Genomic DNA, 19283 nt, shown 5'->3' on the forward strand with positions numbered 1-19283 from the left:
GTTGTCGTTGGCGATTGATTGGCGTGTCAGCGTGAGCCGTCGCGGTACACCGCGAGCGCCTGTTCGAGACGCGCGCGGGCGGCAGCATCGAGCGGCTGCGCGGGCGAACGGGCAGGACCCGCCGGCATACCGAGCATTTCCGCCGCGGTCTTCAGCACCACCGGCATCGTGCCCAGCGCAAACGCGTCGCGCAGCGCGCGCAGCGATTCCTGCGCCTTGCGTGCGGCCGCGATATCGCCGGCCTGAAAGTGCCTCCAGATCGACGTGACCACATTCGGCACCGCGTTAGTGGTCGCGGCCACCGCGCCGTCGCCGCCGGCGATCAGGGACCACAGAATCATCGAGTCGGTGCCGGTGAACACCGCGAAGTCGTCGCGGCGCAGATTGATCAGTTGCAGCAGACGATCGAAATCACCACCACTGTCCTTGATGCCGCGAACGTTCGGAATCTCGGACAGGCGACGCACCGTGTCGATGGTCAAGGTGACGCCGGCCTTCGCAGGAATCGTATAAAGCATCACTGGCAGGGTGGTGGCGCGCGCGATCCGCTCATAGTGCGTGAACAGTTCCTGCTGCGTCGCACCGTTGAAATACGGCGTGATCACCGACACCGCGTCCACGCCCATGTCGAGCATCTTGCTGTTCAGGTCGATCACGTCGCGCGTGGCATACGCCCCCGTGCCGGCAATCACCGGCACGCGCGAGCGCGCCTGATCGACCGCGATCTTCGCGATGCGCAGCTTCTCTGCTTCGTTCAAGGCGATGAATTCGCCGTTGGTGCCGAGCACGAATAACGCATGCACGCCGGCCTCGATCAGGCGTTCGATCAGCGTGCGCAAACCCGCTTCATCGACGTCTTCCGATGCGGTCATCGGCGTGATGAGTGCGGGAATGATCCCTTTGAACAAGACTGTCATGCTCGACTCCACTTCTACGAAGGAAGGCTTGAGGTTTACCTCTGTGGTTTCCTTTAAGCCTTCCTGTTTAATCAAATTGCTCGAATCGTTCAGAACTTGTGACGCAGTCCAAGCGCCGTGACGAACTGGTGCGACGTGCTCGACGCGGTGATCGGCCACAACGCCGCTGTCGCCGCGTGCCCGGTCGAATCGATACCGCTCGCCGCTTGCCAGCCGGCGCTCAGATAGACGTCGGTACGCTTCGACAGGAAGTAATCGGCACCTGCATTCACCTGGTTGTAGTGCGCATCACCGGCGCCGTGCGTGCAGGTGTAGTTGTACGCCACACCGAGCAGCGTCGCCGGCGACACCTGATAGCGGAAATTGGCTTCGAGGTTGTCGAACGTCGCGGTATCGCCGACAAAACGCGCCACCGGTGCGGCGGCCGCGCCCGAACCCAGATCCTGGAACTTCGAGTTCGAGTAGATCAGGCCAAACGTGGCCGCGCCAAAGGTGTACGCGCCGCCCACCGCAGCGATCTGAAGCGTTCGCGCGGACGCGTAACCGGAGTAGATCGGCGTGTTGTTCGGCGAAATCGCCGCCGCGCCGGCGGTGCCGTCGAACAGTCCGGTGTTCGGCGTGGTTGCGTTCATGTAGGAGGCCGCGACCACGAACGGGCCGTTCGCGTAGGTGGCGCCCAGCCCCCATACGCGATTATTCGAGAAGTCGCCGGCCGTGCCGCCGAAGCTGAACAGGCCGCTAAAGCGAAAACCCGCGTAGTCGTTGCTAGTGAACTTCACGCTATTGCTGATCCGCTCATTCACGTAGAGGTTGTCCGTATTACCCGGATGCGCGCCGAGACCACCCGCCCACTGATTCGCCGCCGTCAGCGCACCCAGAAAGTCCGCGGAGGTGTCGTTCTGCCGCCCCGCTGTCACTTTACCGAAACCGCCGCTCAAGCCCACATAGGCGGCACGTCCGAACTCACGGCCGTTCTGGCCGAGCGTGCCCGTCGTGCTGCTGAAACCATTCTCAAGGACGAACAGCGCGCTCAGGCCGCCGCCCAGATCTTCCTGGCCACGCAATCCCCAACGGCTTCCCGACAATGTGCCGCTCGACATCTGGATATTCGAGTGGCCTTTCTGGCTGTTCGAATAGACCAGCGAGGTGTCGATCAATCCATACAGCGTAACGCTGCTTTGCGCGTGTGCGCTGGTCGTAGCCGCGCCGAGTACACCCAATGTGGCCAGGACCTGGAAGGAACGCTTTTTCAATTGTGTCTCCGTGATTTTTCTTGATGGCAGGCCATGGCGCTTCGGCCATTTGCAGACGGTCGGAGCCTGCTGACGTGAGCGTTTCACTCAAATAAAACGACCGATTCGGTCAATATAATGATCGATTCAGTCGTTTGCAAGTATTTTTTTCGACTGGATCACGAAAACGATTGAATCGATCAAAACCGCGTCGACTGACAGGAGGGGCGGTACGGAGGGGAGCAAACCGGCTGGCCTGGCGCGGCAGTCGCGTGCGGGGTTTCTCGAAGTGACATAATTCCCGCGTCGTTGCTTTGCAACGCGACCACTACTTTCACGCTGCAACACAAGGAGATTCAGATGAGCAAGGGATATTGGGTGACCGTGTACCGCGCGATTAAAGACCCGTCGAAGCTGGCCGCGTACGCGCAGCTGGCCGCACCCGCGGTGGCTGCCGCCAACGGCAAATTCATCGTGCGCGGCGTGGCCGACGAAGTTCGTGAGCAAGGCTTGAAGGAACGGACAGTCGTGATCGAGTTTCCGAGCTACGAGCAGGCCGTTGCCGCCTATGCAAGCGACGCCTACAAGAAAGCGCTTGAAGCCTTGAGCGACGGCGCCGAGCGCGATCTGCGCATCGTTCGCGGCGCCGAGTGACGCAGTCGATGCGACAGGCGCGACCGGTATGAACCGCGGCACGCCCGCACAGACCGGACAGCAGAACCTCTGCGGCGGATGAGCAGGTCAAGCGACGCAAGCGGGGATTGCCTCGCTGCACGATTGCCGACACGCGCTTGACCTCGATCGGCTCAGTCGATCGGCTCAGTCGGCCGCCGCTGGCTGCACGAGCGCGCCGATGCCGTCGAGTGCTTTCATCAACTCTGCAGGCGCGCCATGCCGCGCCTGCAGATAGCTCGTGGCGTTATACGAGAGCCACACCTGGCCGTCGTCGTCCTGCCACACCAGCACCTTGAGCGGCAGATCGAGCGCCGCTATCGGCACGGCTTGCATCAACGGCGTCCCCGCCCGCGGATTACCGAACACCAGCAGCTGCGACGGCAGCATGACCAGCCCCGCGCGTTGCGCATCCGCCGCGAAATCGATGCGGGCGAACAAGATGATGTTTTTCGTTTCGATCAGCGAAGCGAGTTTATCGGCGGCTTGCTCGACCGTGCGTTGCGTGGGTACGGTGACGATGCCGTTGTCGGCTGTGAGAGTAGACATGGATTTCTCCGGGTGCTGACGATTGTTAATAATAGACAACCGGCCTGGGTTTGCGGACGTACCGATCAAAGAGCCGCATGTCGCTTTTGTGACAAAAACATCATCTTGGGATCACGTTGGGGATTCATCTGCGAGCCAAACTGAAGTCACTCGGAGTCAACCACGACCCCGACCTTCAAGGAGGCTCAAATGAAAGTTCGAAACGTGCTTGGTGTTGGCCTGCTCACGGCCTTCCTCGCTCCGCTAGCTTATGCAGACGTGGCGAGCCCATCTTCACAGCACCAGCCCGTCCAGCAGCCCCAGGTGCACGCCGGCACCCTGCATACGATCGCTTCGTCTGGTGCGGTACCGCAGGTCAATCCCAAGCCCCAGGGCAAGACGCGCGCTGAAGTCCGGCAAGAACTTCTTCAGGCACAGCGGGATGGCCTCATCCCCACGAACGATACCGATTATCCGCCAAGCAAACGCACGATCGAACGCAATAAGGCGCGTTTTGCCGGGCTCGAGCGCCACTACGAGTAATCAGCAAGACTGCCTGTTTTCGCCTCGCAGCACCTTGCGTGCAAACGCCTCACCGTTCAATCAGGAAGTGCATTGGGCACAGCACGCCTATCTCTCAGCTAACCGGAGTCAAACATGAAATCGATCACCACGCTCATCCTCGCCTCGGCGCTACTCCTTTCCTCCGCTGTTCAGGCACAAGGTCTGACACGTGCCGAAGTGAAGCAGCAACTCATCGAAGCGCAGGCCAACGGGCTCGCCTACATCACGGACACGTCCTATCCGGCGATTCATCCGAGCTTCGAACACAAGGTCAAGGCACAACCGTTGCAGGCTGGCTATGGTGGCGTGCCTGACGGAACGCAGCAATCGGGCGTTGCGCCGCACGGACATCCGATGCCGCACGGCAACCCCCACTGCGTTGGGCCGGTCAGTTTCTGCAACATCTATGCGGGTTCATAAATGCTGCTTCGTCAGCACGGCGGCGACGGCCGCATGCGCAGGCCGCTTGCCGTGCTCATTCGAGGATGCGCGACTCCGTTCGCCGCGCCGTCGCACTGGCCGGCCGGATGGCGGGGCGATTGAAGCTCAGCACGAACGCCGTGCGCACGCCGGGCTCGCTCGTCACACTGCAGGCGCCGTCATGCTCGTCCATGATCGAGCTGACGATCGCGAGTCCGAGCCCCGCACCCAACGCCGATTCATAGCGCGCCGGATCGACCCGATAGAAGCGATCGAAAATGCGCCCGAGGTGCTCGGGACCGATGCCCTTTCCAGCATCAATGACGGCGACCTCCGATACCGCGTCGCGCTCCGTGCATTGCACGACGACTTCGCTGCCCGCCGGCGCATGGGCCACCGCGTTCGATAACAGGTTGCTCAGCGCACGCTGCACCAGCAGTTGATTGCCATCGAAACGCGCCTCGCCTGTCACAAGAATCCTGACGTCTTTGTCCCCCGCGAGCGTTTCATAGTAGCCGGCAACCTGCTCCGCCTCCTCACGTGCATCGATCCTCTTGAAGTTCACCCGAAGCATGCGGTTTTCCGATCGGGCGAGGAACAGCATGTCATCGATCATTCTCGATAGACGCTGTGTTTCGTCGATGCCTGATTCGATGACCGAACGGTATTCGTGTGCTTCGCGTGGCTTGGACAAGGCCACCTGCGATTCCGCGAGCATGTTGGTCAGCGGCGTACGCATGTCATGTGCGAGATCGGAGGAAAAGCGCGACAGGCGATCGAAGGATTCATCCAGGCGTTGCAGCATCCGGTTGAACGCCTGGTTCAACGCGAGCATCTCGCCGGACATGGCGATGCCCGGTAACGGTTGAGTCAGTTTGCTGCCTGACACCTGATCGGCCCGCTCGGCGAGCAACTTCAAGGGCCGCAGGCCCAGTTTCGCGAGCGAATACGCCCCCAGCGCGGAAATCACCGTGCCGAGCAGCGTCACCAGCATGACGTTGATCGAATAGGTGCGAAGCAAGGCATTCTGACGGCTGTCGTTGTACTGGACCACGACGCGAACCGCCCGACCGTCTGAACTCGCGCCGCCTAGCGGCACCGACTCGCTCACGTAGCGATACTCCCCATAGGTCCGGTCAAAGGCCTTGGGGCGGCCGCTGCCGGAATCAACGAGAATGCCGTCGCGCAACCGGAAACCCGCCGAGCGAACGAGTTCGCGCCCGTCCCCGGCATAGATAGCCAGCTCGATGTTTTCGTGCGCATGAAACGGGTCGAACCACGCAGGGCCATGGCTCGCCACCCCCTCGTCGCTGCTCTGCGTGGCCAGGCGCGACCGCGTAGCGGCCAGTGTCGTGTAGATCTCCTGCGCAGCGTCAGCCCGAACGTTCTGTTTGAGCGCCGCGTATAGACACAGCCCGTTGACCGCCAGCAGGATCGAACTGGCGAGCGCGAACAGGATGGTCAGCCGCACACTCAACGTACGCGGCAGGAAACGGGAAGTTAGGCGGCGCAATCGCGTACCTCCAGCACGTAACCCATGCCTCGAACCGTGTGAATCAGCTTGGTCGGATACATCTCGTCGATCTTTGCGCGGACCCGTCTGACGGCGGAATCAACGACGTTGGTGTCGCTGCTGAAGTTGATGTCCCAGACCTGCGAGGCGATTGTCGATCGCGGCAAGACTTCGCCTTCGCGCCGCATGAGCAGCCATAGCAGCGTGAATTCCTTGGCGGTCAGAAGGATCGTGTCGCCCTGGCGCGTCGCCTTGCGCCGCGTGAGGTCCAGTTCGAGGTCCGCCACCTGCAGAACCGACGGATCGCGGCCCTTCCCCCTGCGCAGGATCGTGCGAATGCGCGCGAGCAACTCCACGAAATCGAAGGGCTTGACCACGTAATCGTCGGCCCCCATCTCGAGGCCTTTGACCTTGTCGCTGGTGTCGTCGCGGGCCGTCAGCAGCAGCACCGGCGTCATATGCGTGCGCCTCAACGACGACAGTACCGACCACCCGTCGAGACCCGGAAGCATGACATCGAGCACGACGAGGTCATAAGCCTCGGTGGTTGCCTGATGAAGTCCCGTCACGCCATCGCGCACCCAGTCAGTGACAAAACCCGCTTCATTGAGGCCTTTTTGCAGATATACCCCCGTTTTCGCCTCGTCTTCAACAATCAGAATTCTCATCTCAACTCTTTCCATTAAAACGCGCTACACAGCGCGCCCGCACATGACGAATTTGTCATTTGGCGGTCATGCACGCGCACTGGCTCGTCGCTAGATTAGGTCACTGAAGTGCGGATGCACGCTGCTTCGTTAGCGGATGCATCGTCTCAATCAAGCGCGTCGTTCTGCGGGCCAGCGGAACGACGAAAGCTGAATGTAAGCATAAAGTCCACTGCAACAGACATCAAACTGACATCGCAGTTCCGCAGAAGCGAACAAACCCTCTACAGGAGCACCCAATGAACCGAACGAAACGCATGCTGCTGGAAAACATTGCATGGGCCGCCGAATCGGCACAGAGCGACCCCGCATTCTTCGACGGCCTCGCACTCGGGCAGAGTCCGAAAGCCCTCTGGATCGGCTGTTCGGACAGTCGTGTCCCCGCGGAGATCGTCACGAATTGCTCCCCGGGCGACCTGTTCGTTCATCGCAACATCGCGAACCTTTTTTCGAGTACCGACGACAACGTCATGAGCGTGCTCGAGTACGCGGTTCAGGTGCTGAAGGTGCAAGACATCATCGTCTGTGGGCACTACGGATGTGGCGGCGTCAAGGCAGCGTTGCTACCCATCCCGTCTGATCTTCCGCATGTCGCAAGGCGCATCTCGCCGCTATGCGCGCTCGCTAGCGCGCATAGCGCGGAGTTGAACCAGTGCGGCACCGGCGATGAGCAGGTCAACCGCCTGGCGGAGCTGAATGTGATGGAACAGGTCCGGGCAATCCGTGCGACCTCGATCGTGCGCAACGCGGCGCATGCACCCTCAGTGCATGGCTGGATTTTCGGTCTGCACGATGGCCGTATCAAAGTGCTGATGGCGGGCGACCTTCCTTCGCGGCACAACGAATCGACCCGCCGCATGGTTTCGGTACGTGAGTATCTGGTCACCGCAGGGACGATGGCCCACTGACCGGCGCTGTTCCGAGCACCTGGTCAGTAAAACCTTTTAGCCCCCGTCAAGAATAGTCTGGAATCCAAAGCATATGACTCTACGTGAACAGTTTGCATCGTTCCCGCGCGACATGTTTGCCGGCACCGTCGTCTTTCTCGTTGCGTTGCCGTTGTGCCTCGGCATCGCCAACGCATCCGGCGTCGAGCCGTTCGCCGGGCTGCTGTCCGGCATCATCGGCGGGCTCGTCGTGGCCCTGCTGAGCGGCTCACATCTCAGCGTCAGCGGGCCGGCCGCGGGGCTGGTGGTGATCGTCGTCGACGGCATCGCGAAGCTCGGCAGCTTCCCCTCGTTCCTGATGGCGGTCCTGCTCGCGGGCGCCATCCAGTTCGGCTTCGGCATGCTCAAGGCCGGGCGCTTCGCCGCTTACGTGCCTTCTTCGGTCATCAAGGGCATGCTCGCGGCAATCGGCCTGCTGTTGATCATCAAGCAGGTGCCGCTCGCGGCGGGCTTCGCCAACGGCAGCGCGAGCGCCACGAATGCTGCCGCCGGAACCATCGACACGCCGTTCGGCGCCATGTCGCTGGCCGCATGCGCGGTTGCGATCCTGTCGATAGCGATCCTCGCGAGCTGGGAAACCCGCGCCATGCGCCGCTTCGCGCTGGTGCGCCTCGTGCCCGCGCCGCTCGCGGTTGTCGTGCTCGGCATCGGCGTGACGTTGTTGCTGGACTTCGCCGCGCCCGGTTTTGCGCCGCCGGCTGAACATCGCGTGTCGCTGCCTTCGCTCGCATCGTTTGCAGCGCTGGACAAAGCGTTCGGCTGGCCCGAATTGACGCACCTGATGAACCCGGACGTCTGGCGCCTGGCGATGACCATCGCCATTGTCGCGAGCCTGGAAACGCTGCTCAGTCTCGAGGCCGTCGAACAGATCGATCCGAAGAAACGCGTCGCCCAGCCGGATCGCGAGCTCAAGGCGCAGGGTATCGGCAACATGGTGGCGGGCGCGATCGGTGCGCTGCCCATCACCTCCGTGATCGTGCGCAGTTCAGCCAACGTTCACGCGGGTGCACAGAGCCGCTGGTCGGCGGTCGTGCACGGCATGCTGCTGCTCGTGAGCGTGTTCGCGTTGACCGCCGTGATCAACCTGATACCGCTCGCCTGTCTCGCCGCCATTCTGATCTTCACCGGATTGAAACTCGCGAAGCCGTCGATGTTCGCGGCTGTCGCGAAGCAAGGCATCGCGCGTTTCGCCCCGTTTATCGTGACAATCGCGGGCGTGCTGCTGACGGACTTGCTGGTCGGCATCGTACTGGGGATCGTGTGCAGCGTCGCACTGGCCATTCATGCGCACATGCAGCGGCCGATCACGATGGCGCGGCACGACGATCACTTCCTGCTGTCATTCCGCAAAGACGTGTCGTTTCTCGCCAAGGTCAGTTTGAAGGAGCATTTGAAGTCGGTTCCCGATCACGCCACGGTGGTCGTGGATGGCAGCCGCGCGGATTTCATCGACCCCGACGTGCGGGAACTGATCGATGAATTCGTGCACGACGCTCCCGCACGCGGCATTCATGTTGAATGCCGGCAACTTGAGCCAGTCGCGAAGGAAAGCGGCAGGCCGTCGGGATTGCGGATGTTCTTGCGCCCGAGGTAACCGAGGTAAGAGGGAGGGCGCGTAGAACCTGAACCCCATCGAAACCGGCCGCACGCAGTCGCCGAATCGGCTGCCGGCCGGCCAAAATTCGACGGAACCGGCTGCGCGCACGGCCCAAATCGACGTTCTCCTCCATTTTGACGGCGAATAATGAATCCGAATACGAAGCGGCGATGTCGCGTATCGTGCCGGGCGCCGCTCGATACCATGGAGGAGTTCAGATGTATTTCACGAAGGCAATCGTCCGTCGTCCCGCCGCTTCGTGCGGCGCAGGTCTCACCACCGCCCAAAGCGGCGCCCCCGACTACAACCGGACGCTGACGCAATTCCACGCGTACTGCGACGCGCTGCGCACGCACGGTGTCGAACTGATCGAGCTGCCCACGCTCGACGCGTTCCCGGACTCGCATTTCGTCGAGGACGTTGCGGTCGTCACGCCGGAATTCGCGGTCATCACCCGCCCCGGTGCACCCGCGAGGCGCGGTGAGATCGATTCGATCGGCGCGCCGCTCGCCGCACACCGCACACTGCTGCCGATGCAGGACGGCCGCCTCGACGGCGGCGACGTGATGCTGGTTGGCAAGCGCTTCTACATCGGCCTGACGGGCCGCACTGACGCAACCGGCATCGCGGCGTTCGAGAAGCTCGTGGCGCCATACGGATATACGGTCGAGGCGATTCCCGTCGGCGCCGGGCTGCACCTCAAATCGGTTGTCAACTATCTCGGCGACGACGTGCTGCTCGTGACCGAAGCGCTCGCGGAGCATCCGGCATTCAAAGGCTTCCGCCTGATGGAAATCGACGCGACCGACGAATACGCGTGCAACACGCTGCGGATCAACGACACGCTGGTGACGCCCGCCGGCTATCCGCGCGTGCACGAGAAGATCGACACGCTCGGCGTGCCGCTGCATGTGATCGACACGAGCGAGTTCCGCAAGATGGACGGCGGACTAACCTGCCTGTCGCTGCGCTTCTAGCCGGATCGTGCGGGCCGCGTTGGCGGATAATGTGCCGCGCGCCGGGATGGGAGACGTCCCGGCGCGCCCTACATGCCGACAGGAGCACGCCGATGACCGACAAAAAAATGCAACTCGACAAGATCGATCTCCGGATCCTCGACATTCTGCGAAACGATGCGCGCATCTCTTACCGAAAACTCTCAGAGCTCGTCAACCTGACGCCGCGGCCCTGCCAGGCACGGGTGGAAAGGCTCGAGGCGCTCGGTGTCATCACCGGTTATCGCGCGGTGATCAAGCCACCGCGCGACAAGCAGTCGATCGTCGTGCTCGCGCAGATCGTGCTGGCCGATCACGGACGCTCGCAAGCGCCATTCGAGCAGGAGATGCGTGCGAACCCGGCCGTGCTCGACTGCTGGCTCGTCAGCGGCAGTTTCGACTTCCTCGTGCGGCTGGCTTGCGAGGATCTCGACGAATACCGCCGGATCGCAAACGCGTGGCTCGAAAGTCCGCGCTACCGGATCGAGAAGATCGTGACGTCCGCCGAGTTGCAGGCGATCAAGCGCAGCGTGGCCTGATGGATGAGACGTAAACCTTCAAGGTGAAACGATGGACAGTGTGGAACTGACGGGACAAGCGGAATCAGAATCAGCATCCCCGGCCGCGACGACGCTCAAGCGCCGTCTGCAAAGCAGGCACATCACGATGATCGCGATTGGTGGCTCGATCGGAACTGGCCTGTTCGTCGCGTCCGGCGCGTCGGTGGCGCAGGCGGGACCCGGCGGCGCAATCGCCGCGTACATGCTGATCGGGTTGATGGTGTATTTCGTCGTGACCGGGCTTGGCGAGATGGCCGCGCTGGTTCCGGTATCCGGGTCGTTCGCGTACTACGGCGCAAAGTATGTCGACGAAGGCTTCGGTGTCGCGCTGGGCTGGACCTACTGGTATAGCTGGGCGGTCACAATCGCGGTCGAACTGGTGGCCGCACAGATCGTGATGCACTTCTGGTTTCCCACTGTACCCGGTGTGTGGTGGGGCGCGGCGTTCCTGGTGGTGATCTTCCTGCTGAACACGCTGTCCGTACGCGGCTTCGGTGAATCCGAATACTGGTTCTCGCTGATCAAGGTCGTCACGGTGATTGCATTCATTGCGGCCGGACTGCTGATCGCGAGCGGGGCGCTGCAAGGCAGCCCCGCCGTCGGATGGCGCAATTTCACGACCGGCGACGCGCCGTTCGTCGGCGGCGTACACGCGTTGATGAGCGTCGGCCTGATCGCGGGATTCTCGTTCCTCGGCACCGAACTGGTCGGCGTCACGGCTGGCGAATCCGAGAACCCGCGCACGACGATTCCACGCGCGGTCAAGCAGATCTTCTGGCGGATTCTGCTGTTCTACGTGCTGGCCATCTTCGTGATCGGACTGCTGATCCCGTACACCGATCCGAATCTGCTGAAGAGCGACGTCACGGACATCGGCGTGAGCCCGTTCACACTCGTGTTCCGTCACGCGGGCTTCTCGCTCGCCGCCGATGCAATGAATCTGGTGATCCTGACGGCCGTGCTGTCGGCCGGCAATTCCGGCACCTATGCGGCGACGCGGATGCTGTACAACCTGGCGACGGAAGGGAGCGCACCCGCGATGTTTGCGAAACTGTCACCCAGTGGCGTGCCGCGCAACGCGCTATACGCAACGATGGTGGTGGGCGGCCTATGCTTCCTGACCTCGCTGTCCAACAGTCAGGGCATCTATCTGTGGCTCTTGAACACGGCGGGCATCACGGGCTTCATCGCATGGCTCGGCATCGCCGTCAGCCACTACCGATTCCGCAAGGGTCTCCTGAAGCAGGGATTCAGCGTCGAACAGTTGCCGTACCGGGCAAAGTGGTTTCCGTTCGGACCGATATTCGCGCTCGCGCTGTGTCTCGTGATCTCGCTCGGCCAGGACTATCAGGCGTTCTTCGCGCCGCGGATCGACTGGATGGAGGTGCTGTCGATCTATGTGTGGGTTCCGCTGTTTGTTGTGATCTGGCTGGGATACCGGCGGATCCGTCGGAGCGGGCTGGTGCGCTACGAGGACATGGAGATCGGGCCATGGATGACGCGCCTGGGCGAACGCGTCGAGTCGACGTCGACGTCGGCGGCACGCGAGCGGTAGCGTGCTAAGCGTTTGCCGCGCGGTTTGCCACGCAGTTTGCTGAGTTGTTTTCGCGTTGCTATCGAGTAGGGGACGGGGTTGCCCCCGTCGCCCTCTCACACCACCGCACATGCGGTTCCGCATACGGCGGTTCATCAAACACACTGGAAGCGCCGCTGGGTGTCCAGCAGCGAAACCAACCCTGAGGCATCAAAGAAGCTCTTGGGGTAGGCCGCGTTCATGTGGCTCGCACCGGCGTTCCACCAAGGACCTCGGCCATTGCTGGCCGATTTCCACGCCCGCGTCGAGTCCAGCCCGCGAGCCTGTAGCTTCCTGTTCCGGGTAGCCGGGCGCTTCCATTGCCGCCATAGCAGGCAGCGCAGTTTGCGTCGTATCCACCCGTCCAAATCCTGCAACACCCCTTTGACCTCCGTTAGCCGGAAGTACGAGGTCCAGCCGCGTAGCACCGGATTCAGCGCTGCAATCGTGTCGCCGAGCTTGCGCGAGGCGTTCCCAGCCACGATTTCACGCACCCGGTCTTTGAGTCGCTTCAGACTGCTTTCCGCGACCTTCAGACGAGCCTGTTTGTGCCACGTAAAGCTGTAACCCAGAAACTTCCGGGTCCAAGGTCGGGCAACGGCGCTTTTCTCTCGATTTACCCGAAGCTTGAGCTTCTTTTCCAGGTAACCGGTGATCGCGTCCATCGCGCGGTGCCCTGCCGTTTCGCTTTTAACGTAGATGTTGCAGTCGTCGGCGTAGCGGCAGAACCGGTGTCCCCGGCGCTCCAGTTCGCGATCCAGGTCTGTCAGCAGGATATTCGACAGCAGCGGTGACAGCACGCCATGGACGCAAAAGGTAACTTTGGTCGGCGTGAGCGCCGTGTGGAGATCCAGGCAGGCGGGAGGGGCCTCCATTTCCGCCGGCCGGTCGCGTGGCGGTGGGAATCGAATGGCGAATGGTGATGCTGTCATCGGCAACCACCACTTCCTTGACGAGCAGTCTTGTGATGCGCTGACGGTCCTGAATGTCGAGGGTCGTGGCACTACTGCGCAAACGCCCCAGGAACGCCGTTAGCGTTTCCGCCAGGCGTAGGTAAGCCGCCTGGTCGACCAACTGGGCACTGAGCCCGCGCAGTTCCTCCTGAAGACTCTGCTCGCGTTGGCGCAGCGCAGGCATGCGCCGCCGCAACTCGTTGAGAGAAAGCAGGTCCTCCTGGTACGCGGTGAGCAATCGGTCCATCCGTTTCTGCGCTTGCGCCAGATCCTGCGTGACGCGGTCCTGCTGCCGTTTGGCCGGACTTGAATTGCGCGCCGTCTCAAGGCGCCGATTCAATTCGGTCTGGATGAGCGCGGGATCCTCCAGCAGGCGCACAACTTCGGACCACACGATGTGCTCCAGCAGATCCAGTCGAATAGGGCGCTGCTCACACCTAGCGTGGCCGTCGTAGCGCCAGGCATCAGCGCCCAGGCAGCGGTAGTAGGAGATCTTGCGCGCGCTACTGCGTGTCGAAGTCCGGTACAAGGCGTAGCCGCACTGGCGACAGTGCACAAGGCCTTGGAGAATGCTGGGTTCGAGCGTTCGACGCGAAGCGTGCTTCCTGTTGCTTTCCAGGCGCTCCTGCGCCAGGGCAAACGTATCCGGGTCGATCAAGGCAGGAACCGGAATTTCGATCCATTGATCATGCGGCAGTTCGTGATTGGCACTGTTGCGGGCCGGCAGGCCGCCGCGCTGGCGCAACGTCCGGTTGTTGGTGCGTTCTCGCGCGGCCTGTTGGGTCTTGCCGAAGCAGGCCATTCCACGATAGGCAGGATTACGAAGGATGGCCCAAACAGTGGAGCGTTCCCAGCGTGCTGCGCCCTTTCTGGTAGGTACCCCCAACTCGTTCAACCGGCGCGTGACAGCACCGATGCTCAGCCCCGCCACGGTATATAGCTCGTAGATCTGGCGGACCACCTGCGCTTCGGCGGCGATCACCGTATAGGCCGCGGCCTGCTCGTCGCTCTTGCGTTCGTAGCGGTAACCGTAGGGCGCGCCACTCAACACGCTGACCTCACCTTGCTTCGCACGGTGTCGCTTGCCTCGCCGCGAGCGTTCGAGGATCTGGGCCCGTTCGTACTCGGCGTTTTGCGGTTCTCTGCAAAACGCCGATGATGCGGAGCGCGGAATTATGCGAAGCCACACCGCCAAAGTGGCAGCGCGGCTTGCATTGCAAGCACTGCGCTGTGCATTATCCCGGCTCGAACAATGAGGCGATCAGCGCGTCCGGCGCCTTGAATCGACTTAACGCAATCACTTCCGCAGAGGCCCGGTTTCATCGGCTTGGGCCAATGGTGTTAAATTCGCATGCTGCAATACGGCCGGTTGTGGCGCCGTGCCTCGATCGGCCTCACTCCTGAAAACTCAACGCGTTAATCAGTTAAACGAAATAAATGGTCTTGCATACAGGCGGCGCATACTTGTTCTGCCTTTTAACCAAGTGAGGCCATCATGCTGGAAACACACTTGAAGTCACCTGTAACGCGCGAGCGGCTCCGCGCGGGTCCCGCCGCAGATCACGTCGACGGGTTTGCCGACTGGCTCGAGCGCTGTGGGTATGCCCCCAGTAGCATCGACTGGATGCTGCGCTGCCTCGCCGGCTGGACAGATTGGATGCTCGCCAGCGGGTTTGGCGCGCAAGAACTGCTGCCCGGGTTCGAGGCGTGCAAGGTGGAACTCGACAAGAAGCGGCATGTTCCCTACAGTCGCGGAGCCAATCGCCAGTCGTTGACGGCGGCCTCGGTCTTCATTCGATTCCTTCGACACGAGGGTAAGCTTGCGCCCGCCGTGGCTCCGCCATCTGCCAGTGACCTTTGGCCTGTGCTCGGAGAATTCCGGTTATGGATGTACAAGCACCGTGGGTTGACTGAAACGACGCTCGACATCTATCAGCGGACTCTGAAGGGGCTGTGCACCGTGCTCGGTGATGACGCGCACGCCTATTCCGTCGAAGCGCTACGGGCCTTCGTCCTTGACCGTGCGCGTCCTCACGGAATTGAAAGTGCCAAGAGCATCACTGTCGCCGTACGCTCTTTCCTTCGCTTTCTCTGTGCCACTGGACAGTGCCCTGAGGGCCTCGAGCAAGCCATCCCTGGTTTCGCATGCCGGCAACTCGCGGCAGTCCCCCGGTTTCTCCTTCCAGAGGATGTCGAGCGACTGATCTGCTCTTGTCCCGAGGATCCCAACGGGTTGCGCGATAAGGCAGTCCTCCTGCTCCTGGCCCGGCTCGGGCTGCGTGCCAGTGAGGTCGCTCAGCTCAAACTCGCCGACATTGACTGGCGACGAGGGGTCATTACCGTCTGCGGGAAGGGACGTCGCCAGGAATTGCTGCCTCTAGCGCAGGAGGTCGGCGACGCGATTTTGCTTTATCTGAACCAGGGCAGGCCACCGTTGCAAGTACCTGAGGTATTTACGACCGTTTTGGCTCCGCTTCGTGCGTTGACGCGCGCCGCTGTCACACACATCGTGCGCAGCGCACTGCACAGGGCGGGGGTCAAATCGCCAATCAACGGCGCCCATGTTCTGAGGCACTCAGTCGCCACTGCGATGCTGCGTCAGGGGGCATCCCTGGCGGACGTCGGTGCGGTCCTACGACATCGCTCTCCTATGACGACAGCTCATTACGCCAAGGTGGACTTCGGCCTGCTGTCGGAAATTGCTCAGCCGTGGCCGGGGGTACCATCATGTTGATCGCCCATGCTGAACGTTACGTGGCGCTTCGCCAGGCACTCGGCTTCAAGCTTCGTGAGGTATCGATGAACATCCGGGCGTTCGCCAAGTTCGCGACTGCCCGTGGCGACACTCACGTCCGCGTTTCCACTGCGGTGGACTGGGCAACCCAGGGTTCCTCCCCGAATGTGCGGTACATCCGGTTGCGAGACGTTGTGCAGTTTGGCCGCTTCCTCCACGCCGAAAATCCGGCCCATGAGGTCCCAGTCAACCTGTTCCATTTCACCAGGCGGCGGCGCTTGCCCTACATCTACGCACCAGAGGAACTGGAGAAACTGGTCGAGGCAGCTAACCACCTGCGTCTGACGTACCCGCTTCGACGCGAGGTCTACGCGACGATGTTCGGACTTATCGCTGCGACCGGGCTCCGTGTTTCGGAAGCACTCAACCTCGGGCTGGGTGACATAATGCCCGGTGGCATCCTGCGGATCCGAAACGCCAAGAATGGAAAAAGTCGTCTCGTCCCGTTGCACCCCACGGCGGTGACCGCCATCAACCGATACCTCGAAGCGCGCTGCCAGATGGCGGTGACGGACGACCACGTATTCCTGTCGGCGGGTGGGCGACGGATTGCCTCCAGCACCGTGGGGAGTACCTTCCACCGGGTAATGCGACTTGCCGGGATTGCTCCAGCACGAACCCGCAAGCCGCGCATCGTCGATCTGAGGCACAGCTTCGCAACACGAGCGCTGGTGCAGTGCCCGACACGACGCGAGGCGGTCGCCCGTCACTTCGTTGCACTGGCAACGTACATGGGCCACACGGACATCGCTAGTACCTACTGGTACCTGGAGGCCACCCCGGAACTGTTGACCGACATCGCCGCTGCGGCCGAAGCCCTGATCGCCACGACGGAGGGCATATGATACCCATTGCACCGTTGATTACCAGTTTCCTGCGCGAGCACATGCCGGTCGAGCGCGGCTACAGTCTTCACACATGTGAGACCTACGCCCACGCCTTTCGCCTTCTGTTCATCTTCGCCAGCAAGCGCCTTGGGATCCGGCCCTCACAGCTGTGCATCGAGCAGATCGACGCCGCATTGATTCTTGCCTTCCTTGCCTACATCGAGGAACAGCGCGGCAACTCGCCGGCGACGCGCAACGGACGACTCGCCGCAATCAAAACCTTCTTCCACTACGTTGAATTCCGTGTGCCCTCCGCTCTGGAACAGGCGAGGCAGATTCACGCCATCCCTGTAAAGCGGTACGACAAAGCGCTCATCCAGCATCTCACGACCGACGAAGTTCGTGCCATCATCGACGCGCCAGACGTCACAACACGCCCCGGGATTCGGGACCGCGCAATGTTGCACCTCTGCTTTGCCGGCGGGCTACGTGTTTCCGAATTGGTAGGGCTACCGTTAGAGAACTTGTCCCTGCACCGAACGCCGAGCATCCGCGTTCTCGGGAAGGGTCGGAGGGAAAGATGCCTTCCACTCTGGAAAGCGACCGCCGCAGATCTCCGAGCCTGGCTTGCAGTGCGAGGCCAGGTTCCGGTCCCGGAGCTATTCGTGAATGCGCAAGGAGAGGCAATGACGCGAGCTGGCTTCGAGTATGTCCTCGACAAACACGCCCGCACCGCCGCGAAGAAGTGCGCCTCTTTGAAGGGACGCTCGGTCTCTCCTCATCAGCTCCGACATGGCTGCGCTATCACCATGCTTCAGGCCACTCGTGACATCCGCAAGGTGGCCTTGTGGCTTGGCCATGCTGACATTCGCACGACCGAGATTTACCTGCGCGTGGATCCGTCGGAGAAGCTCGAGGCTATGGAAAGGGTATTGCCGCTTGGTTTGCGCCGTGGGCGATTCAAGGCGCCGGACGCGCTGATCGCCTCATTGTTCGAGCCGGGATAATGCACAGCGCAGTGCTTGCAATGCAAGCCGCGCCGCCACTTTGGCGGTGTGGCTTCGCATAATTCCGCGCTCCGCATCATCGGCGATCATGCCCTGAAACTGCAATAGCAACTGATCTTCCGGCGTTCCCGAGTGCGGCGCCTTGATGAATACCATCGCCACCCCATGGCGGGCCAATTCCTCAATGAGCAACACCTGGTAGGCATATTTGCGGCTCAGGCGATCGGGTGCGAGCGCCAGCACCGCCTGAATCTCGCCCGCCGCCGCCAGGTCGCGTACCCGCTCCAGCCCAGGCCTCACCAGACTTGCCCCGCTGTAGCCTTCGTCCTGGAAGACCCACTCATCCGGAACGCTGTAGCCTTCGCTTCGGGCAAACTCCATCAGCGCCGCCGTCTGACTGGCGATGGTCTTCTCCTCCCTCTGTTGGTCGGACGACACCCGGGCGTAGATCGCGGCAACCTTCATCAGTCTCTCCACTCAGTCCAGTTTGCTCGCCAGTGCGGCGCACACGATCCGGCACCAGGATGTCATAGACCTGCTCCAGCTTCCTTGCCAGCAGGCGGTCAAACGTATATTCCAGGTCAACGTGCCGACTGCGTGGACGTCGATCAGCCACGCCCGCCTGCCGTCGCTAGCAAAGCACAGACGGCACGCGTGAGCGTTTCGCCCATCGTTAAGTCATTGGCCTGCGCATACGCCCGCAATGTGACAGCAACGGCCGCAGGAACCTTGAGCGTGATGGGAATGGTGGGTTCGGCCACAGCGACCGGAGACGACAGGTGCTGCGCCTCTTGCAGGTAACGGTAGGCCTGGCGCCGCGAAATCCTGTGCTGTTCGGCCATGGCTTCGGCGGCCTCGTTGAGGCTGCGACCGTCGGCAAGCAGATGAAAGGCGGCATTCAAACGCTGAGCCCTTTCGGAGAGAGTTGAGCGCGACATATGACATTTTTATATTACTTCTTGTGACGCAAATCAAGGACTGAATCGGAACGGCACAACGGAATCTGCCGCTCAAACTCAAAGTTACCTTTTGCGTCCATGGCGTGAGCGGGCCGCCCTGCGGCGTACCTTCCGTCCTCACGCTGACGACACCCTCTGACATCATGCCCGCTTCCAGGTAGCGCCGAACCAGTTTCAATACCCGTCCATCTTTCACCTTGCGGGCGACCCGCGACATCAGGATGTCGTGGTTCACCCGGTCAAAGGAAACCACGACAGACTACCCCATCCCAAGACGTTCCTGAATCGGTCGTCATCACACGAGCAGGCCATCCATTCGAAGGCCTGCGCCTGCAGGTCATCAGCCGGCGGCAACGCGCTGGTCGACCACATCTCCTGCTGCTTCTTCCAGACCAGTCACGCGGACTGATTCCTGTCGACTGGACCGATTCCATTGCCGATGTCGTGGGGACCGCCCCGGCATCCGACGTGCTGGGTTCACTCGCCGACCTGCTCCACGCTCGCGTCATCATTGACGC

Annotated in this window: 21 protein-coding genes and 1 pseudogene; 12 read left to right on the forward strand and 10 right to left on the reverse strand. The window is 61.8% G+C overall.

Annotation, left to right across the window (positions count from 1 at the left end):
• Positions 1-26: 26 nt before the first annotated feature.
• Both dapA and PQQ96_RS14355 read right to left on the reverse strand, forming a co-directional pair.
• Positions 27-917 (reverse strand): 4-hydroxy-tetrahydrodipicolinate synthase, encoded by an 891-nt coding sequence (gene dapA, locus PQQ96_RS14350; protein ID WP_408292638.1) that lies wholly within the window; start codon positions 915-917, stop codon positions 27-29.
• A gap of 89 nt (positions 918-1006) precedes the next feature.
• Positions 1007-2170, reverse strand: a complete 1164-nt coding sequence (locus PQQ96_RS14355) for a porin (RefSeq protein ID WP_408292641.1) — start codon at positions 2168-2170, stop codon at positions 1007-1009.
• A 339-nt stretch (positions 2171-2509) separates the two neighbouring features.
• Between PQQ96_RS14355 and PQQ96_RS14360 the strand changes: the two genes are divergently transcribed.
• Positions 2510-2803: a DUF1330 domain-containing protein gene (locus tag PQQ96_RS14360; RefSeq protein WP_408292643.1), complete on the forward strand. Its 294-nt coding sequence runs from the start codon at positions 2510-2512 to the stop codon at positions 2801-2803.
• A gap of 165 nt (positions 2804-2968) precedes the next feature.
• On the opposite strand, the gene PQQ96_RS14365 is transcribed toward PQQ96_RS14360, so the two are convergent.
• Positions 2969-3370 (reverse strand): DUF302 domain-containing protein, encoded by a 402-nt coding sequence (locus tag PQQ96_RS14365; RefSeq protein WP_408292645.1) that lies wholly within the window; start codon positions 3368-3370, stop codon positions 2969-2971.
• Positions 3371-3559: 189 nt separating this feature from the next.
• On the opposite strand from PQQ96_RS14365, the gene PQQ96_RS14370 reads away from it, so the two are divergent.
• Positions 3560-3892, forward strand: coding sequence for a DUF4148 domain-containing protein (locus PQQ96_RS14370; protein ID WP_408292647.1), 333 nt, complete (start codon positions 3560-3562; stop codon positions 3890-3892).
• A gap of 114 nt (positions 3893-4006) precedes the next feature.
• Positions 4007-4333, forward strand: a complete 327-nt coding sequence (locus tag PQQ96_RS14375) for a DUF4148 domain-containing protein (protein WP_408292649.1) — start codon at positions 4007-4009, stop codon at positions 4331-4333.
• A gap of 55 nt (positions 4334-4388) precedes the next feature.
• On the opposite strand, the gene PQQ96_RS14380 is transcribed toward PQQ96_RS14375, so the two are convergent.
• Positions 4389-5846: a heavy metal sensor histidine kinase gene (locus tag PQQ96_RS14380; RefSeq protein WP_408292651.1), complete on the reverse strand. Its 1458-nt coding sequence runs from the start codon at positions 5844-5846 to the stop codon at positions 4389-4391.
• Positions 5834-6514, reverse strand: a complete 681-nt coding sequence (gene irlR, locus PQQ96_RS14385; protein ID WP_408292653.1) for a heavy metal response regulator transcription factor IrlR — start codon at positions 6512-6514, stop codon at positions 5834-5836. Before irlR ends, PQQ96_RS14380 begins: the two co-directional genes overlap by 13 nt.
• A gap of 278 nt (positions 6515-6792) precedes the next feature.
• Between irlR and PQQ96_RS14390 the strand changes: the two genes are divergently transcribed.
• The 5 genes from PQQ96_RS14390 to PQQ96_RS14410 all read left to right on the forward strand — a co-directional run bounded on the left by PQQ96_RS14390 (position 6793) and on the right by PQQ96_RS14410 (position 12207).
• Positions 6793-7461 (forward strand): carbonic anhydrase, encoded by a 669-nt coding sequence (locus PQQ96_RS14390; RefSeq protein ID WP_408292655.1) that lies wholly within the window; start codon positions 6793-6795, stop codon positions 7459-7461.
• A gap of 73 nt (positions 7462-7534) precedes the next feature.
• Positions 7535-9094: a SulP family inorganic anion transporter gene (locus tag PQQ96_RS14395; protein WP_408292657.1), complete on the forward strand. Its 1560-nt coding sequence runs from the start codon at positions 7535-7537 to the stop codon at positions 9092-9094.
• A gap of 221 nt (positions 9095-9315) precedes the next feature.
• The gene (locus PQQ96_RS14400) at positions 9316-10074 is read left to right on the forward strand and encodes a dimethylarginine dimethylaminohydrolase family protein (RefSeq protein WP_408292658.1); all 759 of its coding nucleotides are present in this window, start codon (positions 9316-9318) and stop codon (positions 10072-10074) included.
• A gap of 92 nt (positions 10075-10166) precedes the next feature.
• Complete coding sequence (locus PQQ96_RS14405; RefSeq protein WP_408292660.1) at positions 10167-10631, forward strand: Lrp/AsnC family transcriptional regulator; 465 nt, start codon at positions 10167-10169, stop codon at positions 10629-10631.
• A gap of 31 nt (positions 10632-10662) precedes the next feature.
• A complete protein-coding gene (locus PQQ96_RS14410) occupies positions 10663-12207 on the forward strand; it encodes an amino acid permease (protein WP_408292662.1) in 1545 nt (514 codons plus the stop codon).
• A 134-nt stretch (positions 12208-12341) separates the two neighbouring features.
• On the opposite strand, the gene PQQ96_RS14415 is transcribed toward PQQ96_RS14410, so the two are convergent.
• Positions 12342-13025 carry a group II intron maturase-specific domain-containing protein gene (locus PQQ96_RS14415; protein WP_408292664.1) on the reverse strand — a complete coding sequence of 228 codons (684 nt, stop codon included), beginning with the start codon at positions 13023-13025 and terminating at the stop codon, positions 12342-12344.
• Positions 12916-14229 (reverse strand): recombinase family protein, encoded by a 1314-nt coding sequence (locus PQQ96_RS14420; RefSeq protein ID WP_408292666.1) that lies wholly within the window; start codon positions 14227-14229, stop codon positions 12916-12918. Before PQQ96_RS14420 ends, PQQ96_RS14415 begins: the two co-directional genes overlap by 110 nt.
• A gap of 444 nt (positions 14230-14673) precedes the next feature.
• Here PQQ96_RS14420 and PQQ96_RS14425 point away from each other — a divergent pair, with 444 nt between their 5' ends.
• From PQQ96_RS14425 to PQQ96_RS14435, 3 genes are read left to right on the forward strand one after another with little or no spacing between them, the layout of a single operon-like run.
• Positions 14674-15912 (forward strand): tyrosine-type recombinase/integrase, encoded by a 1239-nt coding sequence (locus PQQ96_RS14425; protein WP_408292668.1) that lies wholly within the window; start codon positions 14674-14676, stop codon positions 15910-15912.
• Positions 15906-16817: a tyrosine-type recombinase/integrase gene (locus PQQ96_RS14430; protein WP_408292670.1), complete on the forward strand. Its 912-nt coding sequence runs from the start codon at positions 15906-15908 to the stop codon at positions 16815-16817. The genes PQQ96_RS14425 and PQQ96_RS14430 overlap by 7 nt, the downstream gene beginning before the upstream one ends.
• Positions 16814-17806: a tyrosine-type recombinase/integrase gene (locus PQQ96_RS14435; protein WP_408292672.1), complete on the forward strand. Its 993-nt coding sequence runs from the start codon at positions 16814-16816 to the stop codon at positions 17804-17806. The genes PQQ96_RS14430 and PQQ96_RS14435 overlap by 4 nt, the downstream gene beginning before the upstream one ends.
• Here the strand turns inward: PQQ96_RS14435 and PQQ96_RS14440 are convergent.
• The 3 genes and pseudogenes from PQQ96_RS14440 to PQQ96_RS14450 all read right to left on the reverse strand — a co-directional run.
• A complete protein-coding gene (locus PQQ96_RS14440) occupies positions 17786-18271 on the reverse strand; it encodes a recombinase family protein (protein WP_408292674.1) in 486 nt (161 codons plus the stop codon). The genes PQQ96_RS14435 and PQQ96_RS14440 overlap by 21 nt on opposite strands.
• A 143-nt stretch (positions 18272-18414) precedes the next feature.
• A complete protein-coding gene (locus PQQ96_RS14445) occupies positions 18415-18708 on the reverse strand; it encodes a hypothetical protein (RefSeq protein ID WP_408292681.1) in 294 nt (97 codons plus the stop codon).
• A gap of 112 nt (positions 18709-18820) precedes the next feature.
• Positions 18821-19009 (reverse strand): annotated as a pseudogene (locus tag PQQ96_RS14450) (group II intron reverse transcriptase/maturase); the annotation flags it as partial.
• 50 nt (positions 19010-19059) lie between these two features.
• Here PQQ96_RS14450 and PQQ96_RS42360 point away from each other — a divergent pair.
• Positions 19060-19283: DUF5372 family protein (locus PQQ96_RS42360; RefSeq protein ID WP_494478203.1), on the forward strand; the 224-nt coding region annotated here is incomplete at its 3' end.

The organism is Paraburkholderia sediminicola (genome assembly GCF_046027825.1).
In the GTDB taxonomy this organism is placed as follows: Bacteria; Pseudomonadota; Gammaproteobacteria; order Burkholderiales; family Burkholderiaceae; genus Paraburkholderia; species Paraburkholderia sediminicola_D.